At 69.2% G+C, this 23,100-nt stretch carries 19 protein-coding genes and 1 pseudogene; 10 read left to right on the top strand and 10 right to left on the bottom strand.

What is annotated here, in order from left to right; genetic code table 11:
- The first annotated feature begins 55 nt into the window (after nucleotides 1-55).
- Nucleotides 56-781 carry an SDR family NAD(P)-dependent oxidoreductase gene (locus tag Sru02f_RS19665; RefSeq protein ID WP_109031292.1) on the top strand — a complete coding sequence of 242 codons (726 nt, stop codon included), beginning with the start codon at nucleotides 56-58 and terminating at the stop codon, nucleotides 779-781.
- A gap of 157 nt (nucleotides 782-938) precedes the next feature.
- Here the strand turns inward: Sru02f_RS19665 and Sru02f_RS19660 are convergent, their stop codons facing one another.
- Nucleotides 939-1,706, bottom strand: a complete 768-nt coding sequence (locus Sru02f_RS19660; protein ID WP_109031291.1) for an IclR family transcriptional regulator — start codon at nucleotides 1,704-1,706, stop codon at nucleotides 939-941.
- 156 nt (nucleotides 1,707-1,862) lie between these two features.
- Here Sru02f_RS19660 and Sru02f_RS19655 point away from each other — a divergent pair, with 156 nt between their 5' ends.
- The 4 genes from Sru02f_RS19655 (at nucleotide 1,863) to Sru02f_RS19640 (ending at nucleotide 7,796) form a co-directional block, all read left to right on the top strand.
- Nucleotides 1,863-2,792 carry an alpha/beta fold hydrolase gene (locus Sru02f_RS19655; RefSeq protein ID WP_109031290.1) on the top strand — a complete coding sequence of 310 codons (930 nt, stop codon included), beginning with the start codon at nucleotides 1,863-1,865 and terminating at the stop codon, nucleotides 2,790-2,792.
- Nucleotides 2,793-3,522: 730 nt separating this feature from the next.
- Nucleotides 3,523-5,736, top strand: a complete 2,214-nt coding sequence (locus tag Sru02f_RS19650; RefSeq protein WP_159107518.1) for an MMPL family transporter — start codon at nucleotides 3,523-3,525, stop codon at nucleotides 5,734-5,736.
- 93 nt (nucleotides 5,737-5,829) lie between these two features.
- Nucleotides 5,830-7,071, top strand: coding sequence for a sensor histidine kinase (locus tag Sru02f_RS19645; protein WP_109031287.1), 1,242 nt, complete (start codon nucleotides 5,830-5,832; stop codon nucleotides 7,069-7,071).
- A complete protein-coding gene (locus Sru02f_RS19640) occupies nucleotides 7,068-7,796 on the top strand; it encodes a response regulator transcription factor (RefSeq protein ID WP_109031286.1) in 729 nt (242 codons plus the stop codon). The genes Sru02f_RS19645 and Sru02f_RS19640 overlap by 4 nt, the downstream gene beginning before the upstream one ends.
- A 677-nt stretch (nucleotides 7,797-8,473) precedes the next feature.
- On the opposite strand, the gene Sru02f_RS19635 is transcribed toward Sru02f_RS19640, so the two are convergent.
- Nucleotides 8,474-8,719: a helix-turn-helix domain-containing protein gene (locus Sru02f_RS19635; RefSeq protein ID WP_167469435.1), complete on the bottom strand. Its 246-nt coding sequence runs from the start codon at nucleotides 8,717-8,719 to the stop codon at nucleotides 8,474-8,476.
- A 133-nt stretch (nucleotides 8,720-8,852) separates the two neighbouring features.
- Entirely contained in the window at nucleotides 8,853-9,482 is a 630-nt protein-coding gene (locus Sru02f_RS19630) for a class I SAM-dependent methyltransferase (RefSeq protein WP_109031285.1), read from the bottom strand.
- 67 nt (nucleotides 9,483-9,549) lie between these two features.
- On the opposite strand from Sru02f_RS19630, the pseudogene Sru02f_RS19625 reads away from it, so the two are divergent.
- Nucleotides 9,550-10,388 (top strand): annotated as a pseudogene (locus Sru02f_RS19625) (IS5 family transposase).
- A gap of 25 nt (nucleotides 10,389-10,413) precedes the next feature.
- Here Sru02f_RS19625 and Sru02f_RS19620 read toward each other — a convergent pair.
- On the bottom strand, nucleotides 10,414-10,794 hold the full coding sequence (locus tag Sru02f_RS19620; RefSeq protein WP_109031284.1) for a winged helix-turn-helix transcriptional regulator: 381 nt from the start codon (nucleotides 10,792-10,794) through the stop codon (nucleotides 10,414-10,416).
- A gap of 74 nt (nucleotides 10,795-10,868) precedes the next feature.
- Here Sru02f_RS19620 and Sru02f_RS19615 point away from each other — a divergent pair, with 74 nt between their 5' ends.
- Nucleotides 10,869-11,552, top strand: a complete 684-nt coding sequence (locus Sru02f_RS19615) for an NADPH-dependent F420 reductase (RefSeq protein WP_109031283.1) — start codon at nucleotides 10,869-10,871, stop codon at nucleotides 11,550-11,552.
- Between the two features lie 231 nt (nucleotides 11,553-11,783).
- On the opposite strand, the gene Sru02f_RS19610 is transcribed toward Sru02f_RS19615, so the two are convergent.
- The 4 genes from Sru02f_RS19610 to Sru02f_RS19595 form a co-directional block, all read right to left on the bottom strand.
- Nucleotides 11,784-12,644, bottom strand: a complete 861-nt coding sequence (locus tag Sru02f_RS19610) for a DUF3592 domain-containing protein (RefSeq protein ID WP_109031282.1) — start codon at nucleotides 12,642-12,644, stop codon at nucleotides 11,784-11,786.
- A 669-nt stretch (nucleotides 12,645-13,313) separates the two neighbouring features.
- The gene (locus Sru02f_RS19605) at nucleotides 13,314-14,417 is read right to left on the bottom strand and encodes a hypothetical protein (RefSeq protein WP_109031281.1); all 1,104 of its coding nucleotides are present in this window, start codon (nucleotides 14,415-14,417) and stop codon (nucleotides 13,314-13,316) included.
- 362 nt (nucleotides 14,418-14,779) lie between these two features.
- Nucleotides 14,780-15,022, bottom strand: coding sequence for a DUF5133 domain-containing protein (locus tag Sru02f_RS19600; RefSeq protein WP_109031280.1), 243 nt, complete (start codon nucleotides 15,020-15,022; stop codon nucleotides 14,780-14,782).
- A 176-nt stretch (nucleotides 15,023-15,198) separates the two neighbouring features.
- Nucleotides 15,199-15,537 carry an STAS domain-containing protein gene (locus tag Sru02f_RS19595; RefSeq protein ID WP_244941798.1) on the bottom strand — a complete coding sequence of 113 codons (339 nt, stop codon included), beginning with the start codon at nucleotides 15,535-15,537 and terminating at the stop codon, nucleotides 15,199-15,201.
- A gap of 329 nt (nucleotides 15,538-15,866) precedes the next feature.
- Here Sru02f_RS19595 and Sru02f_RS19590 point away from each other — a divergent pair, with 329 nt between their 5' ends.
- Both Sru02f_RS19590 and Sru02f_RS19585 read left to right on the top strand, forming a co-directional pair.
- Nucleotides 15,867-16,421 carry a DUF6328 family protein gene (locus Sru02f_RS19590; RefSeq protein WP_109031279.1) on the top strand — a complete coding sequence of 185 codons (555 nt, stop codon included), beginning with the start codon at nucleotides 15,867-15,869 and terminating at the stop codon, nucleotides 16,419-16,421.
- A 374-nt stretch (nucleotides 16,422-16,795) separates the two neighbouring features.
- Nucleotides 16,796-17,149: a MarR family transcriptional regulator gene (locus Sru02f_RS19585; RefSeq protein WP_244941797.1), complete on the top strand. Its 354-nt coding sequence runs from the start codon at nucleotides 16,796-16,798 to the stop codon at nucleotides 17,147-17,149.
- On the opposite strand, the gene Sru02f_RS19580 is transcribed toward Sru02f_RS19585, so the two are convergent.
- Nucleotides 17,146-17,904, bottom strand: coding sequence for an SDR family NAD(P)-dependent oxidoreductase (locus Sru02f_RS19580; RefSeq protein ID WP_109031278.1), 759 nt, complete (start codon nucleotides 17,902-17,904; stop codon nucleotides 17,146-17,148). The two genes, Sru02f_RS19585 and Sru02f_RS19580, sit on opposite strands and share 4 nt — an antisense overlap.
- Nucleotides 17,905-18,068: 164 nt before the next feature.
- Between Sru02f_RS19580 and Sru02f_RS19575 the strand changes: the two genes are divergently transcribed.
- Nucleotides 18,069-18,707: a TetR/AcrR family transcriptional regulator gene (locus tag Sru02f_RS19575; RefSeq protein WP_109031277.1), complete on the top strand. Its 639-nt coding sequence runs from the start codon at nucleotides 18,069-18,071 to the stop codon at nucleotides 18,705-18,707.
- A 199-nt stretch (nucleotides 18,708-18,906) separates the two neighbouring features.
- On the opposite strand, the gene Sru02f_RS19570 is transcribed toward Sru02f_RS19575, so the two are convergent.
- Nucleotides 18,907-22,488, bottom strand: coding sequence for a discoidin domain-containing protein (locus tag Sru02f_RS19570; RefSeq protein ID WP_167469434.1), 3,582 nt, complete (start codon nucleotides 22,486-22,488; stop codon nucleotides 18,907-18,909).
- Nucleotides 22,489-23,100: the final 612 nt, after the last annotated feature.

The following is a 23,100-nucleotide window of genomic DNA, read 5'->3' as shown; positions in this document are numbered from 1 at the left end:
AAGATCCGACATCCGCGGTCCGGAATGTCGACACAAGGGTAACGAGGTAAGGAAATTGAGCACACTCGCGATCGTGGGCGCAGGTCCTCAACTCGGGCGCGCGATCGGCCGGCGGTTCGCCGCCGAAGGCGTCGACGTGGCGCTGATCGCCCGCAGCCGCACGACGCTGCAGGCAGTGGCCGACGAGTTGTCCGACACGGGCGTGCGGGCCGAGGCGTTCCCCGCCGACGTGACCGACCGTCCGGCTCTGCACGCCGCGCTCGCCGCAGCCGAGGAGCGGCTGGGGCCGATCGACATACTCGAGTACTCGCCCGCGCCGTCCCCGGCCGACCTGCGCCGGGCACCGCTGGTCGAGGCCACGAACGTCACCGTCGACTCGGTTCTGGCCCAGCTGGACCTCTACCTGCTCGGGGGCGTGGCGGCGGTGCAGCACGTCCTGCCCGGCATGCTGGAGCGCGGCACGGGAACGATCCTGGTCAGCAGCGGGGCAGGGTCGGGGCCCGTGATCGCCCCGCACGTGGCGAACGTCCAGATCGCCACAGGTGGGATGCGCAACTGGATCCTCAACCTGCACGCGGCGCTCTCCGGTACCGGCGTCTACGCCGCGCACGTGGCCATCGCCGCCTACATCGGACAAGGGGGCCACGACTCCCAGCCGCAGACGATCGCCGACGCCTATTGGCGGCTGCACACCGGGCGGACGGAAGCCGAGCTGGTCATCCAGGATCTGCCGGACGACTACCTGGACCGGGGACTGGCCGACAAGTTCGTCGAGCCATGAAGCGCCGGCGGCTGCGCGGCCGAAGCAGGCGGAGAGCGACGTGCCGTTCCGGCCGTCCACGGTGGTGGTGCCGTGGACGGCCGGAACGGTGACTGGGGGCCGGGCGGTGGGCGTTCCCGCCGACTGGCGCCGGTCTGCTGCCCGGCGCGAGCGTGGTTCACGGCCCCGCGGCCCGGGAGATCGCCAGACTCGCCCTGCGCAGCGCCGTCACGGCCGCGGTACGGGGCCCGCCCTGATCGGGGGCGACCAACGACAACGCGCCCAGTGCGTCGCCGCGGCGGTTCAGGATCGGGGCGGCGACGGTCGACATGGCGGCGGGCCCCGAGCGCAGTGGATTGGGCACCGTCACGGCGCAGACCCCATCGGTGCGGACGGTGGCCAGGAGCCGGCGGACGCAGGGCGCGTCCACCGCGCCGGCCAGCGCTTCCTTCCGTATGCGCCCGGGGGCGTGCGCCAGCAGGGCGATGCCGATGCCGGTCCCGATGAGGGGGAGGCGTCCGCCGACCCGGTACTTGACCGCCGCCGCGCCCCGTGCGGACAGCCGCTCGACCAGGACGGCCTCGTCGCCCTCGCGTACGGCGAGGAGGATGTGCTGGCCGGTGACCCGGTGCAGGTCCTGCATGAACGGCAGCGCGGCGGCGCGCAGTCCGTGGCCGCGAGGTGCCAGCGAGGCGATCTCGAGCAGTTGCAGGCCGACGACGAAGTCGCCGTTGTCGAGGCGTTCGAGGGCTCCCACGTCCGTCAGCTGGGCCGCGATCCGGGACGTGGTGCTCTTCGGCAGGCCCGCCCGGGCCGCGAGTGTGTGGAGTGCCAGGCCCTCGCCGGCCTCGGTAAAGGCCCCCAGCACCCGGAAGGCCCGCTCAAGGACCGGCTCGCCGCGCAACGGCCTGCCCGAGCGCGGGACTTGTACCGGTGTACCACTCATCGGAATCGTCGGTGCGCGTCGTCTGCCACGGTTCGAATAATAGCTCTGTGACGTGCCCACCCGGCGAGGGCGGGCGCCGGCTCTGACCACCGGCGCCGACCTGCGGGAAGCGCCGTCAGCCCGTAACGACGGGCAGCACAGACCGAGGAGACCACAATGGTGACCAGCCCCGCACTGCGCGACGTCCACGTCCCGCACACCTACCCCGAACAGCAGGTCGATCTCGGCGAGATCACCATGAACTACGCCGAGGCCGGTGACCCGGACCGGCCCGCCGTACTGCTGATCCCCGAGCAGACGGGGTCCTGGTGGTCGTACGAGGAGGCGATGGGCCTCCTCTCGGAGCACTTCCACGTCTACGCCGTCGACCTGCGGGGCCAGGGGCGCAGCAGTTGGACCCCGAAGCGGTACAGCCTCGACAACTTCGGCAACGACCTGGTCCGGTTCATCACCCTGGTCGTGAAGCGGCCCGTCGTCGTCGCGGGCAATTCCTCCGGCGGCGTCCTCGCGGCGTGGCTGTCGGCGTACTCCATGCCCGGTCAGCTCCGCGGCGTCCTGTGCGAGGACCCGCCGTTCTTCGCGTCCGAACTCGTCCCCGCACACGGTCACTCGGTCCGGCAGGGGGCAGGCCCGGTGTTCGAGCTGTTCCGCACGTATCTCGGTGACCAGTGGAGCGTGGGCGACTGGGAGGGCTTCTGCCGCGCGGCCGGCGCCTCGGCGTCGCCGATGGCGCGGTCCTTCGTGGCGGACGCGATCCCGCAGCACCTGAAGGAGTACGACCCGGAATGGGCGCGGGCCTTCTACGAGGGGACCGTCGGGCTGAACTGTCCGCACGAGCGCATGCTGGGCCGGGTCAACACGCCGGTGCTCCTCACGCACCACATGCGAGGCACCGACCCGGAGACCGGGAACCTGCTCGGGGCGCTCTCCGACGAACAGGCCGCGCAGGCCAGGCGGTTGATGGAAGCGGCAGGAGTGAAGGTCGACTACGAGTCGGTGCCGGGCGCGTCACACATGATGCACCAGTCCGACCCGGCGCGGTACGCCGAGACCTTCACGCGGTGGGCTGTCGCACTGGCCCCGTGACCGGGCGCCGCACAGGGGATCCGACCGCTGGACATCCGCGCGATGCCGGCCACCGAGTACGACATCTCCGGGTACCAGCCGGTGCTCTTCAGTGCACGAAGCCTGGACGAGGTCACCGACACGCTGGGCGGCTTCCTGTCGGGCGCTCGACGAGGAGAGCGCCCCGCGCTTCGGACGGACCGCCGAGTCCTGAGAGCTGGGCCGCGCCAGGACCGCGTCACGGATTCGCGGAGGTGAAGTAGACGAGTCAGTTCGTACCCGAAGCGCTGATGGATTCGCAAGACCAGTTCGCGCGGCGTCAGTTCGCCGACCAGCATTCGCAGGGCGGGGCTGTCGAGGCCGGTGACGAGCGCATTGCAGGCGCCGGTGACCACATGGGACGCAGGAATCTTGCCCAGGCTCCAGAGGGCGGCTCCGTCGTGTAGGACGAATGCTGCCACTTAGGTCGGCCACTCAGCCATGAATCCCCTCCTGGTGTGTCGTGGTCGAGCAGATTTCGTCGGAGGTGCTGTTCAGCGGCCGGAGCAGGGCTCGCGCGGAGTCCGTGGGGCTGTCCTCGGGCTTACCCCGCGACCTGAGGCCGACCCGCTCTCGTCCCCGGGTGGGACCCGCGGAGGGCGCAGTACTGCGGATTCAGTATCGCGCAGTGTCGGCAGCGGGACGACGACAGGACACTCCTCTCTTCAGGAGTCTGGAGGCACCTTCGAGACCCGGATGTGGAGACCTCCCCGTGGCTGCTTTTCTGTATCGAATGGGCCGCTTGGCCTTCAGGCGACGCTGGACCGTTGCCCTTGTCTGGGCCGCCGTGCTGGCCGCCGTAGGTCTTGCCGGCATGACCGCGCCGGAGGCTGAGGAGGAACCCTTCTCCATGCCGGGGATCGAGTCGCAGGAAGCCTTCGACCTGATGGAGGAGCGGTTCCCCGGCGCCGCCGCCGACGGCGCCACCGCCCGCGTCGTCTTCGTCTCGCCGAACGGCGAGAAGGTCACCGCCACCGAGAACAAGGAGGCCGTCGAGGCCGCGATAGCCGAACTCGGGGATGGCACGCAGGTCGCGAGCACCGTCGATCCGTACGAGTCCGGCGCGGTCAGCGAGGACGGCTCCACCGCGTACACGACCGTGACCTACAAGGTCGACGCCGCCGGCCTCACCGACGCCAGCCGAAGCCACCTGGAAGAGTCGCTCGAGCACGCCCGTGACTCCGGGCTCACCGTCGAGGCGGGCGGCGACGCCATGGAGGACATGGGCGGACCCAGCGGCACCGCCGAGGCGATCGGCGTCTCCGTCGCCGCCGTCGTCCTGCTGATCACCTTCGGCTCACTGGCCGCCGCCGGACTCCCGCTGCTCACCGCGCTCATCGGCGTCGGCATCAGCCTGTTCGCCATCACGGCCCTGGCCGGTCCGCTGGGCCTGGCCGACACCACCAGCACCGTGGCGATCATGCTGGGCCTGGCCGTCGGCATCGACTACGCCCTGTTCATCGTCTCCCGCTACCGCGAGGAGCGCGCCAAGGGGCGCACTGCCCAGGAGGCCGTCGCCCTCGCCACCGGCACCGCGGGCTCCGCCGTGGTCTTCGCCGGACTCACCGTCGTCATCGCGCTCGTCGGTCTCTCCGTCGTCGGCATCCCGATGCTGACGGAGATGGGCCTGGGCGCGGCGGGCGCGGTCGTCGTCGGCGTCCTCATCGCGCTGACCCTGGTCCCGGCCTTCCTCGGCTTCTGGCCCAACGCCATACTGACCCGCAAGGACCGCAAGGCCCGCCGAGCGGGCGGTACGCCGCGGGAGACGCGCAAGGTCAACGGCGGCGCCCGCTGGGCGAGCTTCGTGCTGCGCCGTCCGCTGCCCGTGCTGCTCGCGGCCGTCGCGGGCCTCGGCGCCCTGGCGCTGCCGATGACCGACCTTCAGCTCGGTATGCCCGGCGACGAGGCCAAGTCCACGGAGACCACCCAGCGCAGGGCCTACGACGCGCTCGCCGAGGGCTTCGGGCCCGGCTTCAACGGACCGTTGACCGTGGTCGTGGACGCCAAGGACGCCGACGACCCGAAGGCCGCGGCCGAGACCGTCTCCGAGCGGATCGGCGGCACCGAGGGCGTGGTGTCGGTGTCCCCGGCCCAGTTCAACGAATCCGGCGACACGGCCGTCTTCTCCGTCGTCCCCACCACCGCGCCGACCGGCCAGGAGACCAAGGACCTGGTCAACACGATCCGAGGCGACCGGCCCGGCATCGAGTCCGAGGCCGGGGCGACCTTCGAGGTTACCGGGACTACCGCGATGAACATCGACGTCTCCGAGAAGGTGCAGTCCGCGCTGGTGCCGTACCTGCTCGTGGTGGTCGGGCTCGCCGTGATCCTGCTGCTGGTGGTCTTCCGCTCGATCCTCATCCCGCTGAAGGCGGCCGCCGGCTTCCTGCTCTCGGTGCTCGCCTCGCTCGGCGCGGTGGTCGTGGTCTTCCAGCAGGGCCACGGCGCCGACCTGCTGGGTGTGGAGACCACCGGCCCCATCATGAGCCTGATGCCGATCTTCCTGGTCGGCATCGTCTTCGGCCTCGCCATGGACTACGAGGTCTTCCTGGTCTCGCGGATGCGCGAGGCGTACGTCCACGGCGAGCGGCCCGCCCAGGCCGTGACCTCCGGGTTCCGGCACAGCGCCCGGGTCGTCGTGGCCGCCGCGCTGATCATGATCGCGGTGTTCTCCGGGTTCATCGGGGACAGCGACGCCATGATCAAGATGATTGGCTTCGGCCTCGCCTCGGCCGTCCTGCTCGACGCCTTCGTGGTCCGGATGGCCATCGTTCCGGCCGTCCTCGCCCTGCTGGGCGAGCGGGCCTGGTGGCTGCCGAAGTGGCTGGACCGGATCCTGCCCCGGGTCGACGTGGAGGGCGAGGCCCTGACCCGCCCGGCCGATCCCGAGGCGGAACCGGCCGAAAAGAACCTCGCCCGCACCTGACCGGTGCGCAGGAGCCGCCCGGGGTCGCCCCAGCGTCCCGGGCGGCTTCGCATCGTCCACCATGGATGCAGCCCCTCACCGAGAGAGCCCACCATGAACAGCAGCCTGGAGCGCTACACCGAGCGCGTGGAACAGTACGCGTCGCGCTTCCCGCGTTTCCCTCGCTTCCTGGACGTGACGATGGTGCTGGCCCTCATCGGCTGCGCCTTCTTCGGCACCCACCTCAGCCTCCCCGGCGTCAACCGCCCGGACACCGGAAAGTCGCTGGAGGTCATGCTCGGCCTGTCCTGCTTCGTCCTGCTGAAGTACCGCACCCACACCCGCACGGTCGTGGTCGTGGTCGCCGGGGTCACCATCGCCGCGATCGCGCGCGGCTACCTGCTCACCCCGATGCTGCTGGCGCCGCTGCTCGCCGCGATGTACTGGCTGGCCGTCCTGTGCGATCGCCGGACCGTCCGCCCGTACGCGCTCGTCGTCACGGTGGCCCTGCTGACCGTGAACCTGTTCTCCGACGGCATGCGCGACCTCTCCCCCGTCCTGACCGTGATCGGCCCGGTGTTCTGGATGGCTCTGCCGCTCGTCGGCGGCAGCCTGGCCCGGCTGCGCGGCGACTATCTGGAAGCGGTCAAGTCCCGCGCCGAGCACGCAGAACGCACCCGGGAGGAGGAGGCCCGGCTGCGGGTCACCGAGGAGCGCATGCGCATCGCCCGCGAACTGCACGACGTCGTAGCCCACCACCTGGCGCTCGCCAACGCCCAGGCCGGCACCGCCGCCCACCTCTCGCACAGCAACCCCGAACAGAGCCGGAAGATCCTCGACGACCTCACCGGCACCACCTCTTCGGCGCTGCGCGAGCTCAAGGCCACCCTGGGCCTGCTGCGCCAGGACGACCGGCCCAAGGGCGCGGGCCTGGAACCGGCACCGGGGCTCGCCCGCCTGCCTGAGCTGATCGACTCCTACCGCTCGGCGGGCCTGGAAGTCGTCGTCCACCAGGAGGGTGTGCGCCGCCCGCTGACGCCGGGCGTGGACCTGACCGCGTACCGGCTCGTGCAGGAAGCCCTCACCAACGTCGCCAAGCACGCCCCCGAACGCGCCGCCCACGTCAGCTTCACCTACGCCGACTCCCGGCTGCTCATCACCGTCAGCAATGACGGCCCGGCCACCGCCACCACCGTCAACGGGACGTCCGGCGGCTTCGGGTTGCGGGGCATGCGGGAGCGCGCCCAGTCCATCGGCGGCGACCTGCGCGCGGGCCCCCGCCCCGAGGGCGGCTTCGAGGTCACCACCGCGCTGCCGCTGCAGCCGTCCGCCATCGTCGAAGGAGAGTCTCCATGACCGTGAAGGTGCTGCTCGCGGACGACCAGGCCCTGCTCAGGGCCACTTTCCGCATCCTGATCGACTCCTGCCCGGACATGGAGGTCGTCGGGGAGGCGTCCAACGGGGCGGAGGCGCTGGAGCTGGCCCGTACCCACCACCCGGACGTGGTGCTCATGGACATTCGCATGCCCGGGACGGACGGCCTGTCCGGCACCGCGGCGATCTGCTCCGATTCAGAGCTGGTGACCACCCGGGTGCTGATCCTGACCACCTTCGAGACCGAGGAGTACGTCGCCCAGGCGCTGCGGGCCGGGGCCAGCGGCTTCCTGGGCAAGGACGTCACCGCGGACGCCCTGTTGGCCGGCATCCGCACGGTGGCCTCCGGGGAGGCGCTGCTCTCCCCCGGCGCCACCCGCACCCTGATCACTCGCTTCCTCACCTCTCCGGGCCCCGGCACGCACCTGGTGCCCGCGGAACGGCTCGCCGACCTCACCGGACGGGAACGGGAAGTGATGGCGCTGGCGGCCGAGGGCAAGTCCAACATGGAGATCGCCGAGTTGCTGGTGGTCAGCCCGCTGACGGTACGGACACACATCCACCGCGCGATGACAAAACTCAACGCCCGCGACCGGGCACAGCTCGTCGTCATCGCGTACCAGACGGGCCTGGTGCAGGCGGGAGGGGACAACGGGGCCCTGCCGAGGCACAGGAGCTGCAATACACCCGATGGGATTCCTCGCTGAGGGTTCGTCGTCGCCGGACCTGTCGGAAGGGTGTCCGAGCCGCGACCGGACCAGCCCGCCGAGAGCAACCCGGCCGCGCCGCCGGAGTCGGGGCCGGTCAGCCGTTCCGCTGACGGCAACCGCATGACCTGGGGGTCCACCCGGCCGGCGCAGTTCCTACGGTCACATCGCCTACTTCCCCCAACGGCAGTCGTTGCCCGCCTGCGCGCGGCGGGAGCACGACGAGGCACCGGATGAGGTCGTCCGGGAACCAGCCAGGGTCGCAGCCGGATGACCGGCTTGATCGTCGCCCGTGCCCGCTCTTCCCACAGCAACAGGCCCCGAACTCCGGCTCGCCGACTACCTCGAACAACACGGCCGCACCACCCGCCGCCTACTGTGCCCGACCGAGCCCTTCGGGTATGCCGCTCACCCCCACCCAGGCACCGCGACGACCTTGAGGTCGTCGCGAGAACCACCGATCCGCGCAAGCCTCTCCAGTTCGAGGCATTTTGCGATGAACCGGGCTCGTCAGCGGTCCACGGTCGACCTGTCGGTGCCGAGGTCGGCCGCGGCCTGCTGGTTCGCCCCGCCTTCCGCGCAGCGCAGCACGATCTTGGCTCGTAACGCGAGGACCTGGGCGGTGCTGGCATGCCGCGCCCACTGCTACAGCTGCCTGCGCTCAGCGTCGTCGAGGATCAGGTCGACTTTGGACGGCCGATCCAGCCGGCGTCCTCAAGCCCGGCCATCCGCTCTGCGGCGAAAGCCCGACGCCACTTGCTGACCGTCTTGGCCTGGACACCGACGAGTCCTGCGACAGTCGTGTTTGACATGCCGTCAGCACACGGCAGGATGACGCGAGCCTTCTCGGCCGAGCGCCGGTGCGGCATGTTCGTCCGGCGCACCAACTCGGCGCACTCCGATTCGGACAACGTGATCGCCACAGCAGAAGGCCCCGGATGCGAGATGGCAATAGGGTACTTACTAGGGCCTGTCAGACAATTCCAGTCTGATCAGCGAGATTCGGCTGAGCTGGCAATCTGGAGGTGCGCCGAGCGGCTGGGGACTGGGCAGTGGCTACGAACGGCGGGCCAGTAGATGGGCGTCGAGGAAGCCCCGATCAGAGGCTGGATCGTGGAGCAGCCGGGCGAAGGGGTCGAGCCCAGCATCGTCCAGCAGTTCGGCGAGGCGATCCACCGGCCAGCTGTAGGCGGGCGCCACCTTGTGGTCGAACCGGACCGGTTCTTGTCCGTCGGTCCCGAAGAAGGAGACCAGGAGCAGACCGTCCGGCGCCAGGACGCGCACCTGTTCGGTGAGCAGCTCCGGTAGTTCTCCAGGAGGGGTGTGGATCATTGAGTAGTGGGCCAGCACGCCGCCGAGCGCGGCGTCCTCGATCGGCAGGGATTCCATCCGCGCCACTTGGAAGCGCAGCGCCGGATGGGCCTGCCGGGCGTGGTCGACCATGCCGGGGGCAAGGTCGAGTCCGAAGGCGTCCAGGCCGAGTTCGTGCAGCATGGCTGTCAGATGTCCGGGCCCGCACCCGACGTCCGCTGCCCGCGGGTTGCCCGTCGCGCGGACCAGTTCGGCGAAGGTGCCGATCATGGCCCGGGAGAAAGGTTGTGTCTCCAGCCGGTTTGCGAACAGCGATGCGTACAGCTCAACGACACCGTCGTAGGCCGTCCTGGTCTCGTCCTGATGATTCACCACGGGCAGGACTCTATAGCCGGTCTGATAATTGATCTTGTGGCAGGTCGAGGTGAGCTGATGGAGGCGGATAGAGCCCCTTTTGCCCCAGGTGGACGGACGGGGCCGTCCGTGGCGTGATCACCGGCAGGTGGTCAACGGGGTGCTGTGGCGGCTGCGGACCGGGGCTCCGTGGCAGACCGTCCACGAGCGGTTCGCCCGCTGGGAGGCGGACGGCACCTGGGCACGGTTGCTGGAGCATGTTCAGGTCCGCGATGACGCGGTGGGCCGGGTGGAATGGACGGTCTCCGTCGACTCCACCATCAACCGAGCCCATCAGCACGCAGTGGGCGCCCGCAAAAAAAGGGGATGCGAACGGGGACGAACTGGAAGATCCGGGCGGCTCGCAAGCGCGCCAGGCCCTCGGCCGCTCCCGAGGCGGACTGACCACCAAAGTCCATCTCGCCGTCGATGGCCGGGGCCTGCCCCTGTCGATTGTGCTCACGCCCGGCAACGTCAACGACGCTACGGCGTTCGGCCAGTCCTCGACGGCATCCGCGCCCCGCGCCTCGGCACGGGCCGCCCGCGCACGACACCGGATCGTGTGCTGGGTGACAAGGCGTATTCCACAGGTCCATCCGTCATCTGCTGAGGCGCAGGGGCATCGCTGCCACGATCCCCGAGCGCCGCGACCAGGCGGCGAACCGCCGCCGACGCGGAGCCCTCGGCGGCCAGCCGCCGGCCTTCGACAAGGTCACCTATCGCGACCGCAACGTCGTCGAACGATGCTTCGCCCGCCTCAAGCAGTTCCGCGCGATCGCGACCCGGTCCGACAAGCTCGGCGACCGCTACCGTGCCGGAGTTGTCCTGGCTTCCTTGATCCTCTGGCTCCTCGAGTCCACGGGTGATCATTTGTCAGACAGGCCCTAGCCCTCAGGATTTCTGGCGCAGCACACTAGCAAGCTGAACGAGGGCGCTGCGGGTTGGGAGCGCATGCTGCTTCCTGAGCCGCCATCACCTCATCACCGTACTTGAAGGCCCACGCCCCGACGGCGTCGATGGGAGCCAGCAAGGTCCGACCCAGAAAGGTCAGTTGGTACTCGACCCGAGATGGGTGGTCGTTGTCTGTCTGCCTGTCGACAAGTCCGTTGGACTGCAGTCGGCGCAGAGTCTCGGTAAGAACCTTGGAGCTGATGCCCCCGATCCGTTCTCGCAGTTCGACCGGGCGCCTGGGGCCATCGCGCAGTGCCCAGAGCACCACGGCATTCCAGGTGTTGGAGAGCAGGTCGAAGGCGAGTCGGGCGCGGCAGTCGGCGAGGAAGGCATTGGTCGTCACGTACCAAATGGTGCCCGAACGGTTGTCTAGCGTCAGCGTGAATGCTCGAAGCAGACACGGAGAGGAGCCGCGCGATGAGAATCGGTGTACTGGGCACGGGCAACATGGCCGACGCACTCGCCACCCACTGGGTGCGGGCCGGGCACGAGGTAACCATCGGGGGGCGGGACCCGCACAGGGCGGAGCGGCTCGCGACGCGCATCGGGGGCAGCGCGAAGCCTGGCAGTCTACGCGCGGCGGCCGAGTCCGGCCAGGTGGTGTTGGCCGCGCTGCCCTTCGGGGCGGGAGTAGACGTGGTGCGGGACCTGCACGCGGCCCTGGAGGGCAAGGTGCTGCTCGACTGCTCCAACGCGGTCGGTCCGGGTTTCGGGCTGCTCACGCAAGGAGGCCCCTCCGCCGCACAGCAACTCGCCGCGGCGGCACCGGGAGCCCACGTGGTCAAGGCTTTCAACCTTTGCCACGAGGACGTGTGGCGCATGCGGCCGCCCGTCTTCGACGGGCGACCGCTGGCCGTTCCGGTCTGCGGAGACGACGAGACTGCCCTCGCGCGTGTAAGCAGGTTGGTGCAGGACGTGGGCTGCGAACCCGTGGCCGGCGGCGGTCTCGTACATGCGGGACTCCTGGAAGCGACCGCCGCGCTCTTCATCGCCCTGTGGGTCGGTCAGGGAGCGGATGCGCAAGCAATCGCACCTCCGCTGGCATACGCGGCCGGACCGAGCCACCAGGAAACGAAAGACGGCACTGTGGCTAGCTGTTAGAAGTTCTGAATCTGCGCGACAAGCCGTGGCGCGACACCGTCCACGGCTTATGGAGGGGCGGCGTAGGCAGGGTAACCCCCTACCGTCGTCGGGCTGTGGTAGAGGACTTCGCCACGCGAGTTGGGGCACACCAGGATGCGGGCGACGGGTGGCACTCCCAGGCAGAGAGCGTCGCACGCCGAGGATCCAGTGGGAAGGAGTCCTCCGGCGCGTACCGTCGCTCTTCGGGTGTCACAGCAGCGCTACCCCGACGACGGCCGCTGCCACTCCGAGGCTCAGTGCCACGGTGCCACAGGTGATGTCGAGCAGGCGGGAACGGTCCTCGGACGCGAGGTTCGGGGTGAAGACGGCGGGGTCGTCGGGGTCGTAGTGGATCGTGACGTCGCTTCCGTGGGAGGTGGTGGCGTGGGGCAGGCCGTCAGGACAGTAAGCGGTGACGGCCGTTCCCTCGTGGGTGGTGAAGGCGATGACCGGTGTGTGGCTGGTGAAGGTGCCGCCCTCGCTGTCGGTGTCGGTGTCCGTAAGCACGGCGATGACGCGGCCCTGAACAGGGGGGCGGGAGTTCAGCGCGGCGATACGACGTCTCACCGCGCGGGCACTCTGAGGCATGTACCACACGCCGGACAGGGTCCAGGGCACACCGAATCCGATCAGAGACCACGGCCAGCTCCAGTCGATCGCGGCGAAGACCACCAGTCCGACGTAGATGAGGAAGAGGGCGAAGTTCGGCCATCCGAGTCCGTGCCGGCTTGCCTCGAGGTCGCTGGTGAAGTGGTACGCGTGCGGTCTTCCGCGCGGGTAGCGGACTCCGATCTCTCGTCCCGTCCAGGCTGCTGTGATCCTCTCCCCGTGGTCGCTGTCGTTTGTCACGGTGAATTGCTCACCGCTGTAGGGGTCTTCGAAGGAAACGACCACGGATATCCCGTCGCGTTGCGAGCTTCCATGCCTGGGTTCGCGGACCTGCTCGATCCGGCCCGTCACCCGGGCCGACCGCTGCGCCGCGGTCAACCCAGCCAGCGACCGGACGTAGCCGACGAGCGCGACGGTGCCGAACACCGCGCACCACAGTGCCAGATATCCCTCAAGACTCATGCGGCTCTACCTTCTTACTGGGTCTGGCCCAGCCATTCGTAGGGTTGGGGCACGCAGAGGAGTTGGGCGTCGCTACTGCCTGGGCCTGGAGAACGGTGGCCATACGCGCAGCCGCGATGGATGGGCAACGATGAGCCCGAACCGCTGAAGCCCTCCGGCCATGCCACCGATCCCCGGGATCCCGCGTCACCGGCGGCCAGGCCTGGATGCGGCGTGTCCTCCAGCCGATCCACCCCGACGTCGCCATCGTGGAACTGCGGCTGCTGACCGGTCTCCGTGTCGGCCTGGTCGCAGAACACACCTGTAGCCTCAGCAGGCTCATGTCTCCGCTGGCCATCACGTTCCCGGTCCCGGAACGGGCTCTCGCCCCGGGGACCAGCGGCGCTCTCGCGCTCCTGGCGGGCAATCCCCACCGCCCTCGGCGCTCCAGTCAGCGCCTCCAACGAGTCCTTTGCGTACCGGTGTTGGTGAGCGTTCAGTTCGCCCTGAACTCGCGCGATCTCGCGCTTGCCCGCCGACGCGTCAACGTCTCGCAGACCTTGGTACGTGGCCGCCGGTGCCGCCAAAACACACCTCCCGTCACTTTGACGGCTCGACTTCAGCCTTGGACAGCTTCCCCGCATCGGTGGGATCCCTTATCCGAGTGAGACCCGGTTGGCGCGGCGTCCGTCAGCGAGCCGGGGTGCGCCGGACCACCTTGGCGTCCCCGTCCGCCTCCAGCCATGCCGTCCCCCCGACGGCCGTCACACCGACCCTGATGGTGAGCGAGCCGGTGAGGCACTCCACCGTGAGCTCCCAGGTCTGCGGCGACCCGGTCCCCAGGCTGCTCTGCGCTTCCTTGACGAGGGCGGGGAAGCGGTCGTAGGGCAGGGAGTCCAGGTCGAATGTCGCGGTCTGCGAGCCGGTGTGCGCGTACACGACGGACAGCATCCGGTCCTGTACGACGACGGCGGTCCCCATCCGCACGTCCGTGCCCCGGGTGAGCGCGGTGATGGCCTTACGCAGCTCGCCCTGGTCGAGGAATGACTGGTGCGGTGCGAGAGTGACCGTGCCGGAGGCCGACGAGACCACCGTGGTCGACGAAGAGGTAGAGGCGGAGACCGAGGGCCGGGTGGGGGACGGCGACCCCGCGGAGGTGTCTTCGTCGAACAGGTCGGTGCGGAACAGCAGGAGCACACCGGCCGCGGCGAGCAGCAGGGCAAGCAGCCTGACGAAGCCGACGGCGGAGCCCTCGGGCTCCTCGCCGGCCAGGACCGGCCCCGGCGCGGGGTCGATGCGGGCGCCGGCCGCCCGCTCCTCCCACTCAGGCGTCGGCCGCTTCACGAGCCTGACCCGCCACGGCCTGTCCGGCGGGTACTGGACCACCACAACGTCGCCCGCCCGGTAGTCGGGCAGGTCGGCGAGGTGGACGTGCTGCGTGAACGCGACGCGGTATGCCGGTGCGTCGTCCGGCGCAACCGTCGACACGAACCGCACCGGCACATCACTGGTCGCCTCGTCCCTGACGGCTTCCACACTCTCGACCGTCGCCAGCGCCGTTCGCGGTGCGATCGCCGCCTCCCGTGCTCGACGCGGCACACCAGCGAGGAGGACGAGTAGGGCGTAGACCGCGGGCACTCCCAGTCCGGTGACGAACAGCGGTACGCTCCTGATGACGGCGCCGACGACGAGAGCAGTCAGTGATGCCCCGATCACACCGCCTCCCAGGGCCCCTCGGGCGAGGGTGAACAGTGTGTTCCGGGCCGGGAGCACGACGCCGGCGGTCATCGTCATGGGATGATTGTGTCGGAATTGGGTGACGGCCGGTAGATCTCCCCGTGTCTGACTTCGGGGCTGAACAGCCCGCCAAGGCTTCACCACTTCGACCAGTGCATGTCTGCCTGCTGCCGACTACCTGTCACGGCATCAGGTTCGGCGAGGGTCACTGGAGTGTATGGTGACGCCACTGCGCTTAGATGTGCGTGTCAACGTCACGGGGACAAAGGGACGTCGGCGTTTTTCACCTTAATCGTGACGACCATCGTGCTTACCGCACCCCAGCTCGGTGACGGCCTCTGCCGGGGGCGAGCGGGCCCTGTGTGCCGCCGGGGCCGTTCGTCCCGTAGACGCCGGGGACAGCCCTACTCGCGCACTTTCTAGGCGGCCAAAGTCTCGTCGTCCTGGGTAACGCTCGTACGGTCGGTGTACCGCTCGAGCAGTGCGTCCGCCGTGACCAGGGCGTCCTCGGCGGTGCGCGCTCCGGTGATCACACACAGCGTGTAGGTGGCGTCCTCGAGTGCCCGGCTGGTGCGACCGGTGGGCGACACGTCGTATTCCATGCGCGCGTGGGCGAACCGAGCCAGCACCGCACGCAGTTCCGTCTCCGCCGGAAGGATCATCGCGTTTCCTCTCCCCTGATGAATCCCGCCTGCGCGGCGGCCGACCGCCGCACCGCGAGGCGGTGACTGTCTCCATCTCCACGGGCCCCGCAACTCGGGCAGGGCCGCGCCAAACAGAATCTCGAATGCCCCGGGTCGAAAGGTTCATTCCGACCTCCCGGCCAGGACTGCGGAACCTAGCAGGTAGCGGCCTCCTTCACCGTCGCCCGCACCTTGAGGAGCGTGTCGACCCCGGTGATGTCGAGAAGGCGGCGCAACTGCTGTGTCGGGGCGGCCACTCGGAGGTCGACGGACCGTCGGGTAAGGATCAGCAGGTTCAGGAGAGTCGAGTCGGCGAAGGTGATGCCGGAAGCATCCAGAACCACCTTCGAATGCTCCGTCGCCGCCGCGGCCAATGCCTCCGACAGAGGCGTGATCGAGTACAGATCGTACGCGCCACGCGCACCGACGACGCGGACACCGCAACACTCGTACTGGGCCACCGAGGTCTGGCCGAGCTCCTGTGGCCCGGGCACGTCAGCGTCCGTGCGCCCAGTGACCGCCTCATACAAAGACACCTTCGGGTCCCTCCCGCGCACACGACCCCGTCATCTGTTACACGAAATGTATGTCATGTAGTTCGGTTCACGCAAAGACGGCTCGTAGAACACCCTGGAAGCCCGTAGTACCCGAAGCTCATCCCGGATGGGGCTTCGACACCAGCCACGCCCGCGCCGGCTGCCATCGACAACGCGAACCATTGCCGCCTCGTCGATCGCGCCGTCCAGCGGATCATCACTGTCTGCGGCATACGACCGGCTACGACGGGCAGATGAACGGACCACAAGCGGAGGGGAACCACGACATGACCACGGAGTCGATCGGGCGGCCGGAGGCAAGGGCCGGCGGGTGCTGTACATGCGCGGGGCACGGCGACGTCGCCACGGACGAAACACCGGAGACGCCACGCGAGCGGGTCAACCGTCGCTGGAACGAGATCATGCAGGAGACCCGCGTCGCTCAGACAGGAGTCCAGATCCTTTTCGGCTTCCTGCTCAGTGTCGCGTTCACCCCGCTCTTCCACGACCTGGACACCTTCGACCACGCCGTCTACGTCACCACCGTCATCTCGGGCGCCACGGCCACCGCGTGCCTCATCGCCCCGGTCTCCATCCACCGCTTCCTCTCGGGGCAGCGGATGAAGGACGAGATGGTCGAGGTGGCGCACCGGCTGATGATGGGCGGCATGCTGCTGATGGCCCTGACCATCGGATGCACCCTGCTCCTGATCCTGCACGTCGTGGTGCCCGGGCTCATGGCGCAACTGCTCGTCGGCGGCGTGATGGTGTGGTTCGCGCTGTCGTGGTACGCCCTGCCCTTGTGGCTTCGCCACCGGTCCGCCCGCCGTACGACAAGTTGACGAGAAGCGCAGTCCGCAGCAGAAGCGGAAAGAAGTAACGAAGTAGGGAACGAGTGATGTCACACCCGCAGATTCGCCGTGAAGAGCAGACCGTTGACAGGACTGCACCTCCCAAGCCGCAATGGCAGAACCTCTTCACGGCCCCCGTCTATGGTCCTGAAGTCGGCGAGGATCTCGCGCATGGCGAAGCACCACTCCCCCGACGCCCGCGACAGCGCCGCGGTGGACGGGGTCGCGTCCGGGCCGCCTGAGTTTCGGAGCCGGTCCGCTGCGGCGGACCGGCTACAGTCCCACCAGGAAGATCAGCGGCATCAGTGCATGGCAGAGGTACTGAAACTGACGTCGGATGGACGTGAGGCACCAACCACGCCCGCGTGCCGGCGGCCATCGCCGACAACCCGAACATCCGGATCCGCAACATCGCCGCCCACTGCCGCCTCACCGACCGCGCGGTCCAGCGGATCATCTCCGATCTCAAACGAGACGGGTACCTCTCCCACACCCGCGACGGACGCACCAACACCTACCGCATCCAGCCGGACAGGGTCCTGCGTCACCCCGCAGAAGCAGGCCTGACGGCGGCCTCCATTGCCGGCAACGCGGCGACGGCCTCCATCACGCGGTCCAGGCCGTCGCCCGCATGCACCACCTCGCCCTCGCCGCATGACCACACACGCCCAGACGCCACTCCGACCTGCCTCATCACGGCCTTCTGCAGCACCCTTTAGAGCAGGGCGCCTCCAGAGACTTCGAGGCGCTGGGCCGTGACCCAGCGCAGGCTGTCGGAGGCGAGGGTGGCGATCGCGTCGCCGATCTCGGCGGGTTCGCCGACGCGGCCCAGAGCGGTCTGCGCCGCCAGCGCCGCTCGCATGTCGGTGTCATCACGCATCGCGCCGCCGTTGAAGTCGGTGGCGGTCGGCCCCGGGGCGATGGAGTTGACCCGGATGCCGCGCGGACCCAGTTCCGCGGCAAGGGTGCGGCTGAGTGCCTCGATGGCGGCCTTGGACGCCGAGTAGACGGCGGTGGCAGGGCTGGTGTGGCGGGTCAGGGAGCTGGAGACGTTGATGACGCCGGCGGGGTCGGCGAGCAGCGGCAGCAGAGCCTGGATGAGGAAGAACGTGCCGCGCACGTTGGTTTCCATCATCGCGTCGAAGTCCGAGACGCTGACCTGCTCCAGGGGACCGAAGATCCCCACCCCGGCGTTGTTGACCAGGATGTCGAGCCACTCGGCGTCCCAGAGCCGCAGATGCTCGCCGAGCTGAACCGCAAAGGCGGGGAACGAAGCGACGTCACTGATGTCCAGGCGCAGCGCGAGAGCGGCGGACCCGGCTGCCCGCACCGCCTCGACCGTCTCCCGCGCCCCCGCCTCGTCGCCCCGGTGTGTGACGACCACCCTGGCCCCGCGCTGCGCCAGCGCCACCGCCGTGCTACGGCCCAGCCCCCGGTTGGCACCGGTCACCAGCGCGATCTTCCTGCTGTCCATGCAACTGCTCCTCGGGCGAAGGGGGAAGGGGAAAGGGGAAAGGAGACCGCCGGGTGTACTACCGCGGCGCGGGGGGGCGAGTCGACCGACTCGCCTCCTTCACCGTAGGGCTCCCCTAGAGGCGAGTCAAGTGACTCGCCTCGGCATAGGGGCATACTGTCCCCATGGCAGAAGGACTCTCCGACCACCACCGACGGCTGGCTCAGCAGAAGCGGGAAGCGATCACCTCGTCCGCCACCGCACTGTTCCTGGAGCGCGGATACGGCGGGACGTCTCTGGCCCGGATCGCAGAGGCGGCCGGGGTGTCGAAGTCGACGCTGTTCAAGCAGTTCCCGACCAAGGCGGCCCTCTTCGAGGCCATCGTGATCGAGTCGTGGCAGCAGGGGGCCGGCCAGGCACCGGCCCGGCCACCGGCAGGCGACCTGCGTGCGGGACTGGCGGTCATCGGCCGCCAGTACGCCGAGCTGATGAGCCGACCCGGCATGACGGCCCTGTTCAGGATTGTGATCGCCGAGCTGCCGCGCCTGCCCGAGCTGGGCAGGATGCAGTTCCAGCTGGGCAAGCTGCCCTACTTCGACTCCGTGCGGCTCTACCTCCAGGCCGAGCACGAGGCCGGCATCGCCCGCGTGCCCGATGCGGAGAGTGCCGCGAACCAGTTCCTCGGCATGATCGCCAACTTCGTCCTGTGGCCCCGGATGCTGCTCAACGACTGGGACCCTGCCGCGCGGGAGACGGGCTACGCCGTCGACGAGGCCGTGGAGACGATGCTCGCCCGGTACGGCACCGGCCGCCAGAAGCCGTGAACCCGAGCGCCTCCAAGTGTGCTCGCCACCGGTAGCCGCCACTGGGCGGCGCCGAGCGTCACCCGGCTCACGCATCGCGAGACTGACGCCCTGGCCCGGCTCGGCCGTCAAGACGGTGTTCCCGGTGTTCCCGGTGCTCGCGACGGCCGTCCGCGGCTCGATGCGGCGGTCAGCCGTCGTCACACCCGCGGCCGGGACCCTAGCGACTCGACGCGCGCGCGGTGCGGTATCCCTGTGCCGTCACCACCAGCTCGCCCGGCAGCGCACGCGGTGGGCAGGAGACGGTCACTTCGCACTCGTCACCGGGCAGCAGCCACAGGTAGTTGTCCGAGTAGAGGGCGGGCAGGACGCGGTTGCCGGTGCGGCGGTCGCGCAGAGCGAGCCGGACCATCGGCGCGACGGAGCGTCCCTTGTTGCGGACCGTCACAGTGACGCTGACACGGCCGTTCCGTCGCGAGACGCGATTTCGGGACACGTCCAGTTCGGCCCGGGCCAGGCCGTTGAGTGCCTGAAGGTCCCTCGCCTGCCCGTAGCGCCAGTACATGTTCTCCGACAGGCGGTCACCGGCCGCGTCGTACAGCCGCAGGCGTACCAAGTGCAGCGGATGGTCACCATCCGGAGCGGGAACGGTGAAGGCCGCCGCAGTCGACGCCGCGGGTATGTCCACCGCCTTGCGCTGCGTGTCTCCCAGCCGCTGTCCCGTGAGGTCGAACACCTCGGCGCGGATCTCGGCACCGCGCACCGCCTCGCGCGTGTGGTTGACGGCGATGACGCTCCAGTCCCTCGGGTCGGCCTGCACATGATGCGGTTCGCTGCCCGAACGGGCCCCGTAGTACGTGCCGTTGACGTCCAGGTCGTAGTCGTAGGTCTGCCATACGGTGCTGTGCCAGGCCGGGTTGGACATCCACAGCAGCAGACCGCTGGCGTCCTTCCACAGGTGGGCGTTCCATGCCTCGAAAATGGCCCGCATCGACTCGAAGTTGACGAACTGGGCCTTCACACAGAACTCCGCCAACGAGGAGGATTCGCCGAGCCGTTCGTCGATGGCGGCCTTGTAGCTCTGAGGGTTCTGGCCGCCGCGTTCCAGCCAGTCGTGGTGGTTCCACACCAGGCCGATGGGCCATTCCTTCTCGCCGCCGGCCATGTTGCGCATGCTCTCCTCGACCGAGACCGTAGGGATCCCGATCTCGGTGTGGAAGCCGAAGGTGCCGTGTGCGTACAGATCCGGGTCGTAGTACCGCGTCGGGTCGACCCAGGCGTACGGTCCACTGCCACTGACGATGCCGGCCGCCGAGTTGCTGATGTACGTCACGCCCGGGTGTTCTTCGGCGACGGCCTTGCGGACACCGGCGTCGATCTCTCCCGAGGGGGTGCCTTCGTTGGCACCGCACCAGACCACGATGGACGGGTGTGAGCGGTAGCGGCGGACGGTGTCGCGAGCCTGGTCGAGGTAGAGGGCGTGATGCGGCGGGTCGAGGAACCAGGCGTTCCAGAAGTCGTTCCACACCAACAGCCCGCTCTCGTCGCAGCGGGCGTAGAACTCCTCCCGGTTGCTGCTGCCGATCCAGTTGCGGATCATCGTGAAGTTCATGTCGCGGTGCATCCCGACGACGGCCTCCATCCGGCCGTCGCCCATGCGGCGCAGCAGTTCGTCCCAGCCCCAGTTGCCGCCGCGACACATGACGCGTATGCCGTTGACGCCGATCTGGAGTTGGTGCGGCTGGTTGTCGACGGCCTTCACGTCCGTCCAGGTTCGGCCGTCGTCGGAGACCTGCACGGTGAAGGTGAGCGCGTATGCCGTCTCCCACACCAGGGTGACCCGGTCGAAGTCCTTCGTCGCGCCGAGGTCGACGCTGATCCACTGGTCGTCGGCGTACGCCGACGACCATCGGGTGTTGTCGTCACCGTCCACGGCCGCCGCGGCGGTGTTGGTCGCGTTGTCGGTGGAGGAGGCGGTGGCGGGGGCGTGCAGCGCGAGGTCGGTGTCCGAGTGGGCGCTGTCGGTGACGGACAGGCGCCACAGCGAGGCGCCGTAGCCGGTGGCACGGCGGCCTGTCCTGATCCGTACCCAGCGGGCGTGCTGTGCCCCGATCTCGACGGCTTGCTCGAAACGGTTGCTGCCGGGTTCGAACTCGACCGGGTTCTCGGACGCGTAGTCGAACTGGCGCAGGCCGACGCGGAGAGTGCGCGCGTCACTCTCGTGGCGGCCCGTGGTGGTGGTGACGGCCAGGTCGTGCAGGGTGGGGGCGCCGTATCCGTTGGGCCACCACAGGTCGGGGTTCTTCAGCCTCAGGGCGGGGAAGTTTTTCGGTGTGAAGCTCACGTCGACGCTCTTGTCGGCGTCCATCTCGACCTCTTGGCTGACGCGGACCGAGCCGAGCCGGGCGGTGACCGTGACGGTCTTGGGCTCCAACGACGTGTTGCGCACGGGCACGGTGACGGTGACATCGGCGCGCGATCGGTCCGGCAGGGCGGGCAGGGTCGTATCCACGAAGGGGTCACCGATGACGGCATCGCCGGTGGCGCGGAGTCGGACGTGGTTCCAGATGCCCATGACACGGTCGCGGACGGCCGGCATCCAGTCCCAGCCGGTCACCGCCAGATAGGTGGGGCCGTTGCGCATCATCGTGTCGGAGCCGGCGTCTGCGTAGGAGTATCCGTCGGCGCCGCGGTCGCCGGGGCTGCCGGGGAACGGCATCGGTGCGATCCGAACGGCGAGGACGTGCCGGCCGCCTGCGTGAAGCCGGTCGGTCACGTCGAACACCCCACGGGCCGTTGGGTGTTCCAGCTCGCCCAGCTTCGTGCCGTCGAGCCAGATCTCGGCCTTGTGCTGGATGCCGTCCATCTCGAGCCGGACCCGGTCCTTGCCCGCGGCCCGGAATCCTCGCGGCACGGTGAACACGCGCCGGTACCACCAGGCCGACCTGCCCAGTGCCTCGGGGATCTGGAGGTTGTCCATGCCCTTCACCGGGTCGGGCAGGTGGCCCTCGGCGACCAGGGAGGCGAGAACGGTTCCCGGGACCCGAGCGCGCAGCCAGTGGTCGGTGTCCACGTCGTCCGAGGACAGGCGCGCCCCGTCGTCGGATCCGGCGAACTCCTCAAGGGTCAGGTTCCAGCCGGACTCGATCGGCACGGTGCCGTCATCCGCGACCTTCAGGGCGGGCACGGGGCGGGCCCCGCTCGACCACTCGGTCCACCCCTCGGCCGTGCGGCGCCTGCCCTGCGCCGTGCCTTGCACCTGGAAGGAGTTGAGGCCGAGCGGGTTGGCGTTGGACAGGCCGGTGCCCACCATGCGAACCCAGCGGGTGGTGACGGGTTCGTCCAGGCGCACTTCGACGGTGCCGCCCTTCCCGGTAGCACCCTCGTGCACCTGCTTCCAGGTGGTGCCGTCCTGCGACACCTCGATACGGAAGGTCTTGGCGTAGCTGGACATGACCTCCCAACCGGTTGTTCCGGCGTGCGGATTGACGCCCGGGGACGGCTTGAAGACGGTATCGCCCTCGGTGGCCTCGAAGACCAGGACAACCGCAGTGACACGGCAGGTGCCTTCCAGGTCGACGGCCACCCACTGGGGCTCCTCGGTGTCCGCCGCTCGCCAGCCGCTGCCGGTGACTCCGGCCCGGTCCAGACGATCGGTGACGAAGTGCGCGGGCGTTGGCGCGTAGGCGGTTGAGGAGACCCTCACGGGTCGGTGGAGCGCGAGGTCGGAGGCCGCGGCGGTTTCGGCGTCGGCGGCGGACGCGGCGAAGGCGCGGCCCGGCAGCGCGCCTGCCAGAGACACGCTCGCCAGGACCGTGCCCGAAGCGGTGAGGAAGCGACGCCTTGACGGTGCTCCTCCCGGGGTTGTGACAGCCGCTTGGTCGTCGTGCATGTGTGCTCCAGGTGAGTAGGGGGCGCCGTCCGGCGTGCGGACTCCGGACCGCCGGCTGCGAAGGCTTGCAGTTCCGGCAGGTTCCGGGCGTTGTTCTGCCGGGGTGAGCAAGATCTGACGGAACCCGGTTGCACCACGCCCGATACGGCACCGGGGTCCCGTCGACGGCCGCGTCGCCCGACTCGAACGAGGTACGCCAACTAGTCACCGGTTTCGCGGACACGGCCGACGTCGGCGCCGCCGCGTCCACGGCACCGCCGACGGCCACGGACAGCACGACGAGTCCGGTCGGCCGTCTGAGGCGCGAATGTCGCCGGCGTGGCCGCCAGGAGTGCGCTGACACGGAGAACTCCCTTCGGACACGTCTGGACGACACGTCTGACAACGTTGTCGCGAGAGTGGGGTTCTCAGTGTTCTTGTGGCTTCAGAAGGAGTCAAGGGGTATGCGGCAGCGGAACGCGCGCCGTCAACCGATGGGTGCGTCGACCGCATTGGGCTCGCCGGTGCGCACTTCGCTGACGG

Origin of the sequence: Streptomyces rubrogriseus (assembly GCF_027947575.1) — a bacterium.
In the GTDB taxonomy this organism is placed as follows: domain Bacteria; phylum Actinomycetota; class Actinomycetes; order Streptomycetales; family Streptomycetaceae; genus Streptomyces; species Streptomyces rubrogriseus.
Note: the sequence above shows the minus strand (reverse complement) of the source record. Positions and strands in the feature narration are given on the sequence as shown.

Coding starts and splice junctions, on each gene's coding strand:
- Sru02f_RS19660 (WP_109031291.1), bottom strand. CDS start 1,706: ATGAGTGGTACACCGGTACAAGTCCCGCGCTCGGGCAGGCCGTTGCGC.
- Sru02f_RS19655 (WP_109031290.1), top strand. CDS start 1,863: ATGGTGACCAGCCCCGCACTGCGCGACGTCCACGTCCCGCACACCTAC.
- Sru02f_RS19645 (WP_109031287.1), top strand. CDS start 5,830: ATGAACAGCAGCCTGGAGCGCTACACCGAGCGCGTGGAACAGTACGCG.
- Sru02f_RS19640 (WP_109031286.1), top strand. CDS start 7,068: ATGACCGTGAAGGTGCTGCTCGCGGACGACCAGGCCCTGCTCAGGGCC.
- Sru02f_RS19615 (WP_109031283.1), top strand. CDS start 10,869: ATGAGAATCGGTGTACTGGGCACGGGCAACATGGCCGACGCACTCGCC.
- Sru02f_RS19610 (WP_109031282.1), bottom strand. CDS start 12,644: ATGAGTCTTGAGGGATATCTGGCACTGTGGTGCGCGGTGTTCGGCACC.
- Sru02f_RS19605 (WP_109031281.1), bottom strand. CDS start 14,417: ATGACGATGACCGCCGGCGTCGTGCTCCCGGCCCGGAACACACTGTTC.
- Sru02f_RS19600 (WP_109031280.1), bottom strand. CDS start 15,022: ATGATCCTTCCGGCGGAGACGGAACTGCGTGCGGTGCTGGCTCGGTTC.
- Sru02f_RS19590 (WP_109031279.1), top strand. CDS start 15,867: ATGACCACGGAGTCGATCGGGCGGCCGGAGGCAAGGGCCGGCGGGTGC.
- Sru02f_RS19580 (WP_109031278.1), bottom strand. CDS start 17,904: ATGGACAGCAGGAAGATCGCGCTGGTGACCGGTGCCAACCGGGGGCTG.
- Sru02f_RS19575 (WP_109031277.1), top strand. CDS start 18,069: ATGGCAGAAGGACTCTCCGACCACCACCGACGGCTGGCTCAGCAGAAG.